The sequence below is a fragment of the Xylanimonas sp. McL0601 genome, assembly GCF_049852175.1.
In the GTDB taxonomy this organism is placed as follows: Bacteria; Actinomycetota; Actinomycetes; order Actinomycetales; family Cellulomonadaceae; genus Xylanimonas.
In genome coordinates, this window is record NZ_CP187527.1 from 3,823,131 (window position 1) to 3,839,008 (window position 15,878).

Annotated in this window: 12 protein-coding genes; 3 read left to right on the top strand and 9 right to left on the bottom strand. The window is 72.1% G+C overall.

The genetic code is table 11. The annotated features are described in order from the left end of the window. The first annotated feature begins 58 nt into the window (after positions 1-58). Complete coding sequence (locus tag ACO4JP_RS17690) at positions 59-595, top strand: NUDIX hydrolase (RefSeq protein WP_425955282.1); 537 nt, start codon at positions 59-61, stop codon at positions 593-595. 64 nt (positions 596-659) lie between these two features. On the opposite strand, the gene ACO4JP_RS17695 is transcribed toward ACO4JP_RS17690, so the two are convergent. The 9 genes from ACO4JP_RS17695 to ACO4JP_RS17735 form a co-directional block, all read right to left on the bottom strand. Further along, positions 660-1,643 (bottom strand): PfkB family carbohydrate kinase, encoded by a 984-nt coding sequence (locus ACO4JP_RS17695; protein WP_425955283.1) that lies wholly within the window; start codon positions 1,641-1,643, stop codon positions 660-662. Continuing rightward, the gene (locus ACO4JP_RS17700) at positions 1,640-2,914 is read right to left on the bottom strand and encodes an AGE family epimerase/isomerase (protein ID WP_425955284.1); all 1,275 of its coding nucleotides are present in this window, start codon (positions 2,912-2,914) and stop codon (positions 1,640-1,642) included. Before ACO4JP_RS17700 ends, ACO4JP_RS17695 begins: the two co-directional genes overlap by 4 nt. Continuing rightward, a complete protein-coding gene (locus tag ACO4JP_RS17705; RefSeq protein ID WP_425955285.1) occupies positions 2,911-5,472 on the bottom strand; it encodes a glycoside hydrolase family 2 protein in 2,562 nt (853 codons plus the stop codon). The genes ACO4JP_RS17700 and ACO4JP_RS17705 overlap by 4 nt, the downstream gene beginning before the upstream one ends. A gap of 29 nt (positions 5,473-5,501) precedes the next feature. Continuing rightward, positions 5,502-6,740, bottom strand: a complete 1,239-nt coding sequence (locus ACO4JP_RS17710; protein WP_425955286.1) for an ROK family protein — start codon at positions 6,738-6,740, stop codon at positions 5,502-5,504. Between the two features lie 40 nt (positions 6,741-6,780). Beyond that, on the bottom strand, positions 6,781-7,761 hold the full coding sequence (locus tag ACO4JP_RS17715; protein WP_425955287.1) for an ABC transporter ATP-binding protein: 981 nt from the start codon (positions 7,759-7,761) through the stop codon (positions 6,781-6,783). After that, positions 7,758-8,711, bottom strand: coding sequence for an ABC transporter ATP-binding protein (locus tag ACO4JP_RS17720; RefSeq protein ID WP_425955288.1), 954 nt, complete (start codon positions 8,709-8,711; stop codon positions 7,758-7,760). The genes ACO4JP_RS17715 and ACO4JP_RS17720 overlap by 4 nt, the downstream gene beginning before the upstream one ends. A gap of 82 nt (positions 8,712-8,793) precedes the next feature. Next, positions 8,794-9,726: an ABC transporter permease gene (locus ACO4JP_RS17725; protein WP_425955289.1), complete on the bottom strand. Its 933-nt coding sequence runs from the start codon at positions 9,724-9,726 to the stop codon at positions 8,794-8,796. After that, positions 9,723-10,718 carry an ABC transporter permease gene (locus ACO4JP_RS17730; RefSeq protein WP_425955290.1) on the bottom strand — a complete coding sequence of 332 codons (996 nt, stop codon included), beginning with the start codon at positions 10,716-10,718 and terminating at the stop codon, positions 9,723-9,725. The genes ACO4JP_RS17725 and ACO4JP_RS17730 overlap by 4 nt, the downstream gene beginning before the upstream one ends. A gap of 80 nt (positions 10,719-10,798) precedes the next feature. After that, complete coding sequence (locus ACO4JP_RS17735; RefSeq protein WP_425955291.1) at positions 10,799-12,568, bottom strand: ABC transporter substrate-binding protein; 1,770 nt, start codon at positions 12,566-12,568, stop codon at positions 10,799-10,801. Positions 12,569-12,687: 119 nt separating this feature from the next. Between ACO4JP_RS17735 and ACO4JP_RS17740 the strand changes: the two genes are divergently transcribed. Next, positions 12,688-14,859: an alpha-galactosidase gene (locus ACO4JP_RS17740; protein ID WP_425955292.1), complete on the top strand. Its 2,172-nt coding sequence runs from the start codon at positions 12,688-12,690 to the stop codon at positions 14,857-14,859. A gap of 5 nt (positions 14,860-14,864) precedes the next feature. Next, positions 14,865-15,809, top strand: coding sequence for an aminoglycoside phosphotransferase family protein (locus ACO4JP_RS17745; RefSeq protein ID WP_425955293.1), 945 nt, complete (start codon positions 14,865-14,867; stop codon positions 15,807-15,809). Positions 15,810-15,878 lie beyond the last annotated feature (69 nt).

The window sequence follows — 15,878 nt, forward strand, 5'->3', positions numbered from 1 at the left end:
TGCGCAAACGGTGCCGTCGGGTGATCTCCGCCACGCCCGCGCCTGCGAGGATGCGCTCATGGAGCTGGTGTCGCTGTACGACGACGAGGGCCACCCGAGCGGCGAGACCGCCGACCGGGCGCAGGTGCGGGCGCTGAACCTGCGCCACGCGGCGACCGCCGTCGTCGTGCGCAACCACCGCGGCGACGTCTACGTGCACCGCCGCACCGACACCAAGGACGTCTACCCGGGCCTCTACGACTTCGCGGCGGGCGGTGTGGTGCAGGCGGGCGAGGACCCCGCCGAGTCCGCGGTGCGGGAGGTGGCCGAGGAGCTCGGGGTGACCGGCGTCGCGCTCGAGCCGATCGGCGAGGCCGACTACGCCGACGAGCACGTGCGCTACCGCGCGTTCTGCTTCACCTGCACCTGGGACGGCCCGATCACCTGGCAGCCCGAGGAGGTCGCCTGGGGCGAGTGGGTCTCGCCGCGGCGGGTGCTGGCGATGCTCGACGAGCTGCCCTTCGTGCCCGACTCCCCGGCCCACCTGCGCGGCTGGCTCGAGTCGGTGGCGGGCAGTACGCCTGGCGTGCAGGAGCCCACGCCGCGGCCAGGGTAGCCACGTCGACGCCGCGGCAAGGACCGAGCGAGATCCGTGGATCTCGACGATCGGGCGCCGTGGTTCAGCTCTCCAGCTCAGCGCGCGTCGGCGGGTCGGCCCCCGGACGCGAGACCGTGACCGCGGCCGCGCGGGCTGCCCACGTGAGCGCATGCGCGAGCTGCTCCGGCGTGAGTGCAGTGAGCACCGCACGCGCCTGCGCCCCGACGGCACCCTCCCCCGCGAGCGCGTCCAGCAACGCCCCCATGAACGTGTCCCCAGCACCGATCGTGTCGGCGACGTCGACCTTCACGCCCGGTGTGCGCACGACGTCGTCGCCCCGCACCGCGATCGCGCCGTCGCCGCCGAGAGTGACGACGACGAGGACGGGGCCGTGCGCGGCCCAGCGTTGCGCGGCCTCGACCGGTTCGACGCCCGGGTAATACCAGGCGAGGTCCTCCTCAGACACCTTGACGACGTCGCTCAGCGCGACGAGCCGCTCGACGTGCCCGAGCACCGCTGGGACGTCGGGCGTGATCGCCGGGCGCGCGTTCGGGTCGAACGAGACCAGCGCCCGGCCGGCCGCGCCCCGCAGCGCGGCCTCGACAGCGTCGGCCCCGGGCTCGAGCACCGTGGCGATCGAGCCGGCGTGCACCACGTCGGCGCGGTCGACCTGAGCCTCGAGAAGCTGAGCGGGCAGGTCCCACGTCAGGTCGAAGTCGTACGAAGCACCGCCGCGGGCGTCGAGCACGACGGCCGCCGTGGACGTCCGCCCGGTCGCAGGCGCCGCGGCCACCACGTCGACGTCGGACGCCTCGAGCCAGCCGCGGACAAGTGCCCCGCGAGCGTCGTCGCCGAGGGTGGTGACGAGGGTCGCCTGCCTGCCGAGCCGTCCGAGCGTGACGGCGACATTGGCCGGGCTGCCGCCAGGCAGGTCCCGCGTCTTCGGCAGGCCGGCCTGTTCTCGGCTTTCGGCACTGCCGAGCTCCGGCACCTCTGCCGAAACCACCGGGCTCGGCACTGCCGGCACGACGTCGACCAGCGCCTCCCCCACCACGACGAACCTCATCGCAGCTCCCCCGCGCGCAGCGCCGCGCCCAGCATCGGCGCCAGCGGCAGGCGCGGGATCAGCGTCGCCTGCAGCGCGTGGTAGACGTCCGGCTTGCCCGGCCAGACCGTCGCGGCCGGGCGGTTCCGCGGGTCGAGCTCGTGGTGCCAGGACCCCTCCCGGCGGTCCAGCAGGTGCTTCTCGGCGTAGTCCCACCAGGTGGCGTACCAGTCGGCGAAGCGTGCCTCGCCCGTGCGGGCGTGGAGTGCGGCCGCGGTCGCGATCGCCTCGCACAGCACCCAGTGCATGCGCGTGCGCACCACCGGCGCGCCCGACCAGTCGGTCGTGTAGGCGAACCCGTCGGCGCCGTCGGCGGCCCAGCCGTCGGCGACGGCGCGGTCGAAGAGCGCGACGGCGGTGCGCACGAGGTCGCCGTTCGACCCCGCCGTAATCGCCTCCAGGTGCAGCAGCAGCCGCGCCCATTCCAGGCCGTGGCCTGGAGTCGCCCCGTACGGCTTGAACTGGTCGCCCGGGCGGTCCTTGTTGAGCTCGAGGTCCGGCTCCCAGCCGTGCCCGAAGTGCTCTGGCAGCCTCCCGTCGTGCTCCGCCGCAAGGTCGACGACGAACGCCGCGGCCCGCGCGGCCCGGTCCCGCCAGGCCCCGGCCTCCACGACCGGGACGGCGTCCGCGACGGTGAGCATCGCCTCGACCGAGTGCATCGTGGCGTTGAGGCCGCGATAGTCGTCGAGGGTCGTGAACGCGACGTCCCACGTGTCGACGGGGCGGCCCGCGGCGTCGTCCCAGAAGCGCTCGAGGTAGACGGCGGTCGCCTCGGCGAGCAGGCCGACCGCGCCCGGCCGCCCGGCGATCGTCGCGGACGCCGACGCGAGCATGACGAACGCGTGGTCGTAGGCGCTCTTCCCGGCGGGGACGTCGGGCTCCCCCGCGGCGGACACCGCGTGGAACCACCCGCCGTGCTCGGAATCCCGCAGCGGACCGGTCAGCCCGGCGAGCGCCGCGTCCGCAACGGCCGCGCTGCCCGGGAGGCCCAGCAGATGACCCAGCGCATACGAGTGCACGGTGCGGGCCGTGATCCACGTCTGCACGCCCAGCGACGGGTCGGGCACGCCGGCGTCGTCCAGGTAGGCGGCACCCCCAGGCGCGGGCAGCGCGGCCGCCGCCCCGAAGGCCAGCAGCCGCCGGGTCTCGTCGTCGAGCCAGGACCGGTGCGAGGGCAGGCTCTGCCACGGCACGGGCACCGGAGCGGGCCCGTGCGCGGAGGTCTCGTTCACTCGGAGGTCCTTCCGATCAGGTCGTTGGCGCAGCGCACGTGCGCAGCGAAGGAGGCGGGGTCGACGTCGGCCGTCGTGGTCACGCGTACCGTCACGCTCTGCCCCGCGGTCAAGGTGACCATGCCACCGTGCACCCGCGCGGCCGGGTCCGCCTTGTCGGCGTGGCAGAAGATGTCGCGGGCGTACGACGTCGCGGTGACCGTCAGCTCCACCCCGCCCTCGACGGACGCGGCGCTGACCTGCAGCGGCTCCGGGTCGAGCGCCTGCCCGACGACGTCGGCGCCGTTCAGGAAGGCAGGCGCGAACCCGGCGGGCGCGGCCGCGTCGGGCGTGACGACCAGGACCTCGCGCGCGGCGTCGCCGAACGTGGCGACGTCGACGGGAACCACGACCTCGGCGACCCCGCGCGCGGGCACCGCGCCGTCGAGCACGGCCTTCGCGAGCACGGTCCCGTCGAACGCCTGCCGCGTCGCGGTGAAGGTCCCGGCGAACGGCTCTGCGGTGTCGTTGACCAGCACGAGCGCGATGGTGTCGGGCTCGGCCTCGAGCCCCTCCCACGCCGACGCCTGCGCGGCCGCCGACGCCCGCGGCTGCAGGGTCGCGAGCCGCGGCGCGTAGGCGTCGCGGAGCGCGTGCCACAGCGGCTTGCGGTGCCCGTCGTGGTCGACGGCGGCCCACGACACGACGGGCCAGTTGTCGTTGAGCTGCCACAGCACCGTGCCGGTGCAATGAGGCGCCAGTGCACGGAAATGTTCGATGCCGAACCGGATCGCCTGCGCCTGGTTGAGCTGCGTCGTCCAGTGCCAGTCCTCGATCGTGGCCGGGTCGGGCAGGTGGCCCTGCCAGCCCCGCTCGAGCTTCTTGTTGCCGAGGTTGGCCTTCTGGTGCACCAGCATCTGCGGCCCGAACGGGTCGAGCGGCGCGTCGTGCACCACGCGGGTGAGCGTCGACCACGCGGGCGGCGCCTGGAACCCGAACTCGCTCACGAACCGCGGCTTGTACGACCCGTAGACGGTGTAGTCGGCCCGGTTCCACACGTCCCAGACGTGCATGGTGCCGTAGCGCTCGTCGTTCGGGTGCCGGTACTCCCCGAACGAGTACGGGCTGGCCGGCGCGTAGAACCGCGTCGGGTCGAGCTCCGCCACGATCGCCGGCAGCAGCTCGCGGTAGTAGCCGTCGCCCCACGGGCGCCCGCCGAGCGTGCCGCCCCAGCCCCAGTCCACCCGGCCCCAGGTGTTCTCGTTGTTGCCGTTCCAGATCACGAGCGACGGGTGCGGCGACAGCCGCGCGACGTTCTCGCGCGCCTCGGCCTCGACCTCGGCCCGCATCTCGTCCGACTCGGAGTAGGCGGCGCAGGCGAAGAGGAAGTCCTGCCACAGCAGGATGCCGGCCTCGTCCGCGAGGTCGTACAGGTCGTCGTTCTCGTAGATGCCGCCGCCCCAGACGCGGAACAGGTTGACGTTGGCATCGAGGGCGTCGGCGATGCCGCGGGCGTACCGCTCGCGGGTCACGCGCGTGAGGAACGCGTGGTCGGGGATCCAGTTGATGCCCCGCACGAGCACCGGCTCGCCGTTGACGCGCAGCACGAACGGCGCGCCCGCCGCGTCGTCGGCGGTGTCGACCGAGACCGTGCGAAAGCCGACGCGGCCGGTCCAGCGGGCCTCGCCGTCGGCCGACGCCGTCACCTCGACTGCGTAGAGCGGCTGCTCGCCGTGGCCCACCGGCCACCAGCGCTGCACGTCGGCCACGCGCACCTCGACCGCCGCGCTCGTGGCACCCGCCGGCACCACGCCGGTCGCGGTCAGCGCCGCCCCGCCCGACGGCGGCGTCACCGCCACCGCGACGTCGACGTCCCCGTCGGCGCCCGCGCGCTCGATCTCCACGTGGGCCGTCAGGACGCCGTCGTGCCCGCCCGCGACCGACGCGACGACGTCGACCAGCGGCCGCACGGACGCGATCCGCACCCCGGACCACGAGTCGATCCCGATGGGCTTCCAGATGCCCGCGCCCGCGACGTCGATGCCCCAGTCCCAGCCGAACGAGCACGCCATCTTCCGCAGCTGGTTGTACTCGTGGTGGTTGACGCGCGGCAGCGCGCCGTCCCGCTCGGCACGTGCCAGCGCCTCGGGCACGGGCGCCGCGAACGTGACGGTGAGCGTGTTGGTGCCCTCGGCCAGCAGCGGGCGCACGTCCCACCGGAACCCGCGATGCATGTTCTGGGTGTGGCCCACCACGGCCCCGTTGAGCTCGACGGTCGCGACCGTGTCCAGGCCGTAGGCGACCAGGTCGTGCCGGTCCGCGTCCCCGGCGGACCACTCGAACGTCGTCGAGTACCGCCACGACGTGTCCCCGACCCACTGCTGCGCGGACTCGTTGTCGCCGTCGAAGGGGTCCGCGAGGAGCCCCGCGGCGACCAGGTCGAGGTGCGCCTCGCCCGGCACGACGGCGGGGATCCCCGCTGCGAGCGCCGCCGCGGCCTCGGAGGGCACGGGGCCGTCCACGGCGGTGAGGGTCCAGCCCTCGTGGAGGGCGCGGAAGGTGGTCGGGACGTGCGTCATCGTCAGGTCCTTCGGGAGGGTGGGTCGGGTCAGCGGGCGGAGGGCACGACGACTGTGTCGGGCTCGATCGCGAGCAGGGTGTTGAACTGCCGGGGCACCAGGCTCTCCTGGAGGACGAGCGCGGCGGCGCCCACGGCCGGTGAGCGCTGCGCGTGCCGGGAGACCTCGACGCGCACGCCGGGGCCCTCGTGGGCCGCGAACGAGCGGGCGAGCCGCTCGCGCACCGCGGGCAGGTAGAGGTCTCCGGCGATGTCGAACCCGGTGCCCGTGAGGAGCAGGAGGTCGACGGCCATGAGCGAGCAGAGGGTCTGCGCAGCGACGGCGAGATGTTCCGCGGAGCGCTGCACGATCCGCTTCGCCGTCCGGTCGCCGCGGCGGGCGAGCTTGACCACCTCGGCGAACGCCTCGACCACGGTGAGGCCGGAGTCGCGGACCTGGAGCCCGGCCGCGCGCGCCTCGGCGACGACCGCGCCCGGCCCGGCGACGGCCTCGATGCACCCGGAGTTGCCGCACCAGCACTCCGGACCGTCGAGCTCGACGCACACGTGGCCGATCTCGCCGACGCTCAGGCTCGCGCCGCGGTACGGCACGCCGTCGACGACGGTGCCCGAGCCGATACCGGTCGCCATGTAGAGCGCGGCGAACGCCGTCGAGCCGCGCGCACCGCCCGTCCACAGCTCACCGACGGCCGACGCCGTGGCGTCGTTGTCGACGACGACGGGCAGGTGCGACGCCTGGCGCAGCCGCTCGGCGAGCGGGAACCGGACCCAGCCACGCATGGCCGGCCGCGACATCACGATGCCCTCGCCCGGCGTCATGGGCCCCGGCGAGACGACGCCGATGCCGAGAAGCCGGTCGCGCGGGGCGCGGATGCCGTCGAGCATCGCGTGGACGCGCACCACCATGGTGTCGACCACGGACTGCGGAGCGACCTCGCTCGTCCAGCGCACGCGCTGCTCGGCCACGACGGCGCCGCCGAGGTCGAGCAGCACCGCCGTGACGCCGTCGTGGTCGAGGTGCAGCCCGGCCGCGTAGCGGCTGGACTGTTCCAGCTCCAGGAGCACCTGCGACCGGCCCCCGGTCGAGGGCGCGTTGCCCGTCTCGACGACGAGACCCTCGTCGAGCAGGGCGCGCACCTCCTTCGAGACGGTCGCACCCGTCAGCCCGGTCGCCGCAACCAGGCGGGTGCGGCTCACCACGCCGGCAGCCCGGATGGCGTCGATGATCGTCGACCTCGCGTTGGCGTGGCCGGGACCGATCCCGTGCACCTGTTCCTCCCCCTTGTCGTTCCGAACCCGCGCGCGCCGTTCAGGCGTCGAGCGGGCACGGGTCGTCCGCGCCCAGGCGGAAGCAGCCCACCTGGTGTCCGTCCGCGACCTCCACGAGCCCTTCGGCGCCGGCCGGCGCGGAGGGGTCGTGCTCGTGGAACGCGCAGGTCCCAGCGAGCCGTGCCGTTCGCTCGGCCTCGCGCGCCTCGACCTCCTCCCATGTCGCGTCGAGCTGCGGCACGGAGGCCAGCAGGTCGCGCGTGTAGGGGTGCAGCGGGTCGTCGAACACGGCGCGGGTGGCCCCTGCCTCGACGACGCGCCCTTTGTAGAGGATCACGACGCGGTCGGACACGTAGTTCCCGAGCGACAGGTCGTGCGTGACGAACAGGATCCCGAGTCCGCGCTGCTTGAGCTCGACCAGCAGGTTGAGCACGTCGATGCGGGTCGAGGCGTCGAGCATGGAGATGATCTCATCCGCCACGAGAAGCTTGGGAGACAGCATCAGCGCCCGCGCCACGAGCAGGCGCTGGAGCTGGCCGCCCGAGAGCTGGTGCGGATACTTGCCGAGGATCTCGTCGGGCCGGAGCGTCACCGACTCGAGCGCCTCGTGCACGCGGCCGTCCCATTCGGCGCGCCGCACCTTCGGGAAGTACGAGCGGTGCAGCGCGTCGAACACCCGGTCGACCTTGTAGATCGGGTTGAACGACGAGAACGGGTCCTGGAACACGCCCTGGACGTCGCGGTAGTAGCCGCGCCGGGCGCTTCCCTTGAGGCGGGTCACGTCCTTGCCGGACACCCGCATCGTGCCGCCGTCGCTCGAGACGAGGTGCAGCACCATCTTGCCGAGCGTCGACTTGCCCGAGCCGGACTCGCCGATGAGCGAGACCACCTCGCCGGCGTTGACGTCGAACGTCGCGCTGCGCACGGCGCGCAGCTCGGCGGTGCCGAACGTGCCGACCTTGTAGACCTTGTCGACGGCCTCGAGCGAGAGGACCGGCGTGGCGGTCGCGGTCGCGGTCATGACGCCACCTCCCAGCAGGCGACCTGGTGGCCTGCGGCCACCTCGACGAACGGGGGCTGCTCCAGGCACTTCGCGCTCGCGAGGGGGCAGCGGTCGCGGAACCGGCATCCCTGCGGCGGGTTGAGCAGCGACGGCGGGCGGCCGGCGATGCCCTCGAGCTCCTGTTCGCCGTACCGGTCGCCCACCTTGGGCAGCGCGCCGATGAGCATCTGCGTGTAGGGGTGCAGCGGCTTCTCGATGATCGTGCGCGCGGGGGCCTTCTCGGCGAGGTGGCCCGCGTACATGACCATGATCGTGTCGGCGACCTGGAACAGCACCGAGATGTCGTGCGTGATGATGATCATCGAGGTCACGAACCCGGCGTCGCGGAACTCGACCAGGGCCCGTGCCACGGCCTTCTGGCTGGTGACGTCGAGCGCGCTCGTGACCTCGTCGCCGATGAGCAGCGACGGGTTGAGCAGCGTGGACATCACCAGGACGACGCGCTGCTTCATGCCGCCCGAGAGCTCGATCGGGTACCGGTCGAGCACCTCGGGGTCGAGGCCCACGAGCCGCAGGCGCCGCACCAGCTCTGGCTTCACCTCGCTGAAGCGCTTCCCGTGCGCGCCCACCAGGTCGGCGATCATGCGGCCGATCTTGCGCGTCGGGTTCATCGCGCTCATCGCGTACTGCGGGATGAGCGAGACGTCCTTGTAGCGACGCTTGCGCATCGCGTTCTCGTCACCGATCTTCAGCTCGCGGTCGTCGATCTCGACGGCGCCCCCCACGTGCCGCATGCGGGAGTCGAGCCGGATCAGCGACTTGCCCAGCGTCGTCTTGCCGCAGCCCGACTCGCCGGCCACGCCCATGATCTCGCCGTCGGCCACCTCGAAGCTCACGCCGTCGAGCGCCTTCACGTCGCCGCGGAGCGACGCGTAGTAGACCTTGAGGTCCTCCACCTTGAGGCTCATGCGCGTACCCGCTTCGCTCCGTGCGCGCACGAGGCACTCATGGCGCTGTGTTGTCTGGTTCGCTCGCTACGCTCGCTCACGGTCACATCTCCCTCAGCTTGGGGTTGAAGACCTCGTCTAGCCCCACGTTCATCACGTAGAGCGAGCCGACGATCAGCGTGATGCCGGCACCGGGCACCACGAACCACCACCACAGCTCGAGCGTCAGGGCGCTCCACTGGACCGCCTGGTTCATCATCAGGCCGAGCGACATCACGCCGGTGCCCGTCGGCCCGAGGCCGATGAAGTCGAGCGCCGCGGCCGTGAGGACGGCTCCGCCGAACAGCAGCACGAAGGTCATGAACAGGTACGAGTACATGTTGGGCGCGATCTCGCGGCGGATGATCGAGCCCGTGCCCTGCCCGGACATGCGCGCCAGGTCGATGAAGTCCCGGGCCCGCAGCGACAGCGTCTGGGCGCGCACCGCGCGCGCCACCCATGGCCACGAGGAGAGCCCGATGAACAGCGCCTGCATCGGCAGCGAGCGGACGCCCAGGTAGGCGTTGATGATGATGAGGACCACGAAGCCCGGGATGACCAGCACGATGTTGGTCAGCATGTTGAGCAGCTCGTCGAGCAGGCCGCCGCGGTAGCCCGCGATGAACCCGATCGTCATGCCGACGACGGCCGCGATGCCGCCGCCGAGGATGCCGACCAGGAACGTCGAGCGCAGGCCGAAGATGAACTGGGAGAACACGTCCTCCCCCTGCATCGTCGTGCCGAACCAGTGCTCGGAGCTCGGCGGCAGCATGGTGGCGCCGATGATCCGCTCGGTGGGCGAGTACGGCACGAGGTACGGGCCGACGATGCCCGCGACGAGCATGACGCCCACGACGAGGACGGCGCCGACGACCTTGGGGTTGCGCAGCGCGAAGTAGAGGGTCTCGTTCCGGCGCCGGCGCGGCGCCCCGACGGGGCTGTCGTCGGCGGGGACCACCGAGACGTCCGTCTGCGTGGTGACGGCGGGCGTGGTCATGCCGTGGCTCCCTGCATCCCGGTCCGCGTCCGCGGGTCGACCGCGACGTAGACGATGTCGATGACGAAGTTGGCGATCAGGACGCCGATCACGATGAACAGCAGCGCGCCCTGGAGCAGGAAGAAGTCCTGGTTCTGGATCGCTGACAGGATCAGCTTGCCCAGGCCCGGGTAGGCGAAGACCACCTCGGTGACGAGGGCGCCGCCGACGACCGTGCCGATCTGCAGCGCCAGGCCGGTGAGCTGCGGCAGCATCGCGTTGCGGAAGGCGTAGCCGCGGACGAGCCGGCGGGGTGCGCCCAGCGCGGAGAGGTAGTTCGCATAGTCGGCCTCGAGCTCGTAGATGATCAGGTTGCGCATGCCGATCGCCCAGCCGCCGAGCTGCACGAGGAACAGCGACAGGAACGGCAGCACCCAGTGGTGCAGCAGGTCGAGGAAGAACGCCCACGACCACGTCGGCACCATCGAGAAGTCGTAGCCGCCGGCGACGGGGAACCAGCCGGCGACGATGCCGAGCGACCATGCGAGCAGGATCGCGAGCCACATGTACGGCATCGCGGTGAGCACATAGCCCACGGGCAGCAGGGTGTTGTCGAGCCACCTGTTGCGTGCGGCCAGAGCGCCGAGGCTGTTGCCGGCGATCCACGACAGGAGGATCGACGGCAGCATGAGCGCGAGCGTGTACGGCACGGCACCGCCGATGACCTCGGAGACCGGGGTGGGGAACAGCCACACCGAGGTGCCCAGGTCACCGCGCAGCAGCGCACCCCAGTAGTTGAGGTACTGCTGCCACAACGGCACGTCGAGCCCGAACACGTTCTCGTAGTAGGTGTGCATCGCGGCGATCGACTCGGGGTGCGCGACCGCGGCGCGGTTGATCATGGTCTGGACCGGGTCGCCCGGCATGAGCCGGGGAAGGACCCAGTTGAGCGACACGGCGGCCACGAAGGTCAGCACGTAGATCGCGGTCTTGCGGAGAAGGTAGGTGCGCACGGCGGCCCTTCCAGACGACGTCGGCTGGGGGCGGTGGCGGGCCCGTACGGACCCGCCACCGCATGAAGTCCGTCAGACCGTCAGGCCTTGGGCTTGAGGTTGGCGAGCGTCTGCAGACCGCCGAGCTGCCAGTAGCCGCCCCAGGTGCAGGGGTAGGCCGTGTTGGAGCCGTCGCTGGTGGGCCAGTTGGTCCACGCACCCTCGGAGTACTGAGCCCAGAGGCCGTTGTACCAGAGCGGGATCATGGGCATCTGCTCCAGCGACTCGCGCTGCAGCTTGCTCATGGTCTCCTGGAACTTCGGGTCGTCGGACTGGGTGCGGGCCAGCGCCTCGACGTCCTTCCACGCAGCGGACGAGTCCACGCGGCCGAAGTTGCCGACGAGCTGCTGGTCCTGGACCGGCATGTGGAACAGGTAGTTGTAGTAGGTCCACGGCGTGTTCGAGATCGCGGCCCAGTTGTTGAGCATGAGGTCGAACTTGCCGGAGGACCGGTTCTGGTCGACCGCGTTGGAGTCCGGCGTCGAGCCCGTGATCTTGATGCCCGCCTTGCCCGCCGAGTCGACGATGATCTTCGACGCGTCCATCCAGTCGGTCCAGCCGGCCGGGACCTGGAGGTCCAGGTCCATCTTCGAGCCGTCCTTGTTCTCGACGAACCCGTCACCGTCGCTGTCCTTGTAGCCGGCGTCGGCCAGCATCTGCTTGGCCTTGTTCGGGTCGAAGGAGAAGCCCAGCTCGTCGATGACGCCCTTGTCGTAGTACTTCTCGTACGCGGGGAGCAGGCCCACCGGGCTGGCCTTCTGGACGATGCCGCCGTACGCCGAGGAGACGATCGTGTCGACATCGATGGCGTTCGCGAGCGCCTTGCGGAAGGCCGGGTCGTTGCCGGGGGCCTTCGTGGCGTTCGGGATGAGCATCGCGGTGTTGGCCGAGAGCATGTAAGGCGCGTCGGCGAAGTACGTCTTGACCTTGCCCGAGTCGGCGAGCTGCTTGATGCCCGGGAGGAAGTTGTTCGACAGGTCGAGCTGACCCTGCATGAGCAGGCCGAGCGCCACCTCGTTCGACGGGTTGACGATGTCCACGACGTACTTCATGGGCATGTGCATGTTCATGCCCTGGATGCCCCACCAGTCGTCGTTGCGCTCCCAGACCATGCGGTCCTGGCCGTGGGTGCTGTACTTGAACGCGCCCGAGCCGACGGGGTTCTTGTTGGGGTTGGAGAGCAGCTCGTCGTCCGACCACGCCGCCATGACGTGCTTCGGCAGGATCATGCGGCTGTAGAGGAAGTTCTCGAACTCCTGCGGGCGGGGGTCCTTGAAGTCGAACGTCACCGTGGTGTCGTCGACCTTCTTCACCGAGGTGAGCCACGTCCACAGGTTCGACCACGGGATGGCCGGCTTCTTGCCGAGCTCCACCGTGAATACGACGTCGTCGGCGGTGAGCGGCTGGCCGTCGGTCCACTTCAGGCCGTCGCGCAGCTTGAGGGTGTAGGTGTCGGCGTCGGTCCACTTGCCCGACTCGGCGAGCCAGGGGGTCAGCTCGAGCTTCTGGGGGTCGAACCCGAACAGCGGCTCGTAGAGGAGCCCGCGGACGCCGGTGGCGTCACCCGACCCGGGGATCGGGTTCCAGCTCGACGGCGGACCCCACTGGGCGCCGGACGTGAACACGGTCTCGTTGCGGGGGTACTGGCCCACGAGGCTCTGGGCGTCGCCCAGGCCCGATACCGTGGGAGCGGGCTCCGAGGACTGCTGGGTCTGCGCGTTCCCGGCGCCGGAACACCCGGCGGTGAGGAGGAGCAGGGAGGTCGCCGCCGCGGCAACTGCGGCACGCCTCCTGTTGCGTGAGCGGAACATCGTCGATCCTCTTTCTGCGCGTCTCTGCGCGAGCGCGGCGACTCTGCCGGTGATAGTGGCGAGGTCTCCCCGCCACGGGTTCATTATTTCGTCAAGGAAAGAAAGATCAAGGGACAGGGGTGATCGTGATCACGTCGTTACCTGAACGCTCGCGTGGTGCGATCGGCCTGCACCGGGACGGAGTGGGTGTCGTCGTCCACGTCCCCTCCGCCGGTCTGCCGGCGGTGGTGCACTGGGGCGTTGACCTGGGCGTTCTCGACGCCGCAGGCCTCGCGACGCTCGACGTCGTCACGAGCCGCCAGACTCCTCCGGGCACGCTCGACGCCGCCTGGCGCCTGCCGCTGCTGCCGCAGGAGTCGGACGGCTGGTCGGGCCGTCCCGGCATCCTGCTCGCGCAGGGCGGCCGGCCCGTGTTCCCCCGCTGGCAGGTGCGCGCGGTGGAGCAGCCGGACGACGCGACGCTCGTCGTCGAGGCCGACGACACGGCGTCGGGCCTGGGCCTCGTGACCCGGCTCGAGATCGGCGCCGGCGGGCTCGTGCTCCTCACGCACGCGGTCACCAACGCGGCGGGCGGCGACGACGCCCCCCTCGAGGTGGTGCACCTCGAGGCGACGCTGCCGGTACCCAAGGCGGCGGACCACGCCACCTCGTTCGGAGGCCGGTGGAGCCGCGAGAAGACGCCGACGACGACGCCGATGCCCCGCGGCACCTGGGTTCGCGAGTCGCGGCGTGGGAGACCGGGCCACGACCAGCCGTGGGTGACGCTCGCGTCCCGGGACGTTCCGCGGAACCGCACGGGCGAGGTCTGGGCGGTGCACCTCGGCTGGAGCGCCGACGCCCGGCACCGGCTCGACCGCGTCACGGAGCACGTGACGCTCCTCGGCGCGGGCGAGCTGCTGCGGCCGCACGAGGTACACCTTGCACCCGGCGAGACGTACATGACGCCGACTGCGTACTTCGCGTGGTCGGACCGAGGCCTCGACGGGATCCAGGACCGGTTCCACACCTGGGTGCGCGCCCGCTCGCACCACCCCAGCACGCCACGCCCGCTCGTACTGAACACCTGGGAGGCGGTGTACTTCGAGCACGACCCAGCGCGGCTCGAGGCGCTCGCGCGGCGGGCGGCCGCCGTCGGCGTCGAGCGGTTCGTGCTCGACGACGGCTGGTTCGCCGGGCGGAACGACGACACGACGTCGCTGGGCGACTGGGTCGTGGACCGGCAGAAATGGCCGGACGGCCTCGAACCGCTCTCCGACCTGGTGCACGGCCTGGGGATGCAGCTCGGGCTCTGGTTCGAGCCTGAGATGGTGAGCCTCGACTCGGACGTCGCACGCGCCCACCCGGAGTGGATCCTCGGGAACCCGGCGTCCGTGCCGTCGCCCGACGGACTCTCGTTCCGCTCGCAGTACGTGCTGGACCTGGCCGACCCCGACGCGTTCGAGCACGTCCGCGCGCAGATGTCGGCCGTGATCGGCCGGCTCGGCGTCGACTTCGTCAAGTGGGACCACAACCGCGACCTCGTCGAGCCGGTGCACGAGGGGCGACCGGGCACGCACGAGCAGACGCTCGCCGCCTACCGGCTCATGGACGCCGTCCGCGCCGAGCATCCCGGCCTCGAGATCGAGTCGTGCTCCTCGGGCGGCGCTCGCACCGACCTCGGCGCGCTCGCGCACACCGACCGCGTCTGGGCCAGCGACAGCAACGACCCGGCCGAGCGCCTCGAGGTCCAGCGCTGGACCGAGCTGGTGCTGCCGCCCGAGCTGATCGGCGCGCACGTCGGCCCGTCCCCGGCGCACTCCTCGCATCGCGCGACGGAGCTGTCGTATCGAGCCGCCGTCGCACTGCAGGGCCACGCCGGTCTCGAGTGGGACCTGCTGACGTGCACGGACACGGAGATCGAGGGCGTGGCCGCGTACGCCGAGCTCTACGGCGACCTTCGCGGGCTGCTGCACTCGGGCACGGTGGTGCACCCCGACGTCGCCGACCCAGTGCTGCGCGTGCGTGGCGTCGTCGCGCCCGAAGGGTCCGCCTCCGTGTGGATGATCGCGAGCGTCGCGGCGCCCGAGGAGGCCCTCGCCGAGCGGCTGCGGCTGCCGGGCCTCGACCCCGAGCGGTCCTACGCGGTGCGCGTCCGGGACGAGGTCGGTACGGCTCGCTGTGGCTGGGTCACGCCTGGTTGGCTCGGCAAGGATCCGGTGGTCGTGCCCGGCCGCCTGCTCGCCGAGGTCGGGCTCCAGCTCCCGACCCTGTGGCCGGTGCAGGCGCTGGTGCTGCACCTCACGGCAGTCTGAGGGCCGTGGACCACGACCCGCTGGCGGTGCCCGAGCGGCTGCACGCCTGGCACCGCGAGTACTGGGGCGAGGCGGCGCAGGCCTGGGTCGACGCAGCGCCGGGCGTCGTCGCGCGGCTGCTGGACGCCTGGGCGCTGGAGCTCGACGGCCCGACGACGCACGGCGCCGTCGGGTGGATCGTGCCCGTCCGGCGCAGCGACGGCGGGGCCGCCGTGCTCAAGGTGCAGCCCGTGGACGACGAGACCGTCGGCGAGCCGGTGGCGCTGCGCACCTGGGACGGCGACGGCGCGGTGCGGCTGCTCGCGCACGACGAGGCGAGCGGGGCGATGCTCCTCGAGCGGCTCGACGCCGCGCGCTCGCTCGAGGCGCTGCCTGTGCCCGACGCGCTCGACGTGATCGGCGGGCTCCTCGGCCGGTTGCACCGGCACGCCGCGCCCGCCGGGGTGCCGCTGCGGTCCCTCGCCGCCATCGGTGCACGCGTGCTCGACGCCGCCCCGCGCGCCGCCGCTCCCGACGCCGGCTGGCGTGCCGTGCTCGACGGCTGCGCGGGCGCGCTGGCCGGGGTGCTGCCCGAGCCCGGCCACCGGTTCCTGCACTGGGACCTGCACTACACCAACGTGCTCGCGCCGCTGGCCGGTACGCCCGCCGCCGAGCGCGGCGACTGGCTCGCGATCGACCCGAAGCCGCTCGTCGGCGACCCCTGCTACGAGCTGCTGGCAGCCGTCCACAACCGGTGGGAGGAGGCCGTGGCCACCGGCGACCCCGAGCGCGAGCTCCTGCGGCGGTTCGACCAGCTCACCGAGGTGGCCAGCCTCGACCGGGACCGGGCGGCTGCCTGGACCCTGGGTCGCTGCCTCACCGAGCTGCTGTGGGTGCTCGAGGGACACGAAGCCTGGTTCGTCGAGCCGGACCTCGCGGTGGCGCGGGCGCTGCTCGCCCGGCGGGGCTAGGCGCACCGATCTCGCCGGCGGCCGCCGAGATCTCCCCTGGTGGTCGTCTCGGCGGCGCGCAGGACCCAT

Bases quoted from the DNA above. Each gene is read 5' to 3' on its own strand.
- ACO4JP_RS17690 (WP_425955282.1), top strand. From the start codon at position 59: ATGGAGCTGGTGTCGCTGTACGACGACGAGGGCCACCCGAGCGGCGAG.
- ACO4JP_RS17695 (WP_425955283.1), bottom strand. From the start codon at position 1,643: ATGAGGTTCGTCGTGGTGGGGGAGGCGCTGGTCGACGTCGTGCCGGCA.
- ACO4JP_RS17705 (WP_425955285.1), bottom strand. From the start codon at position 5,472: ATGACGCACGTCCCGACCACCTTCCGCGCCCTCCACGAGGGCTGGACC.
- ACO4JP_RS17715 (WP_425955287.1), bottom strand. From the start codon at position 7,761: ATGACCGCGACCGCGACCGCCACGCCGGTCCTCTCGCTCGAGGCCGTC.
- ACO4JP_RS17720 (WP_425955288.1), bottom strand. From the start codon at position 8,711: ATGAGCCTCAAGGTGGAGGACCTCAAGGTCTACTACGCGTCGCTCCGC.
- ACO4JP_RS17725 (WP_425955289.1), bottom strand. From the start codon at position 9,726: ATGACCACGCCCGCCGTCACCACGCAGACGGACGTCTCGGTGGTCCCC.
- ACO4JP_RS17735 (WP_425955291.1), bottom strand. From the start codon at position 12,568: ATGTTCCGCTCACGCAACAGGAGGCGTGCCGCAGTTGCCGCGGCGGCG.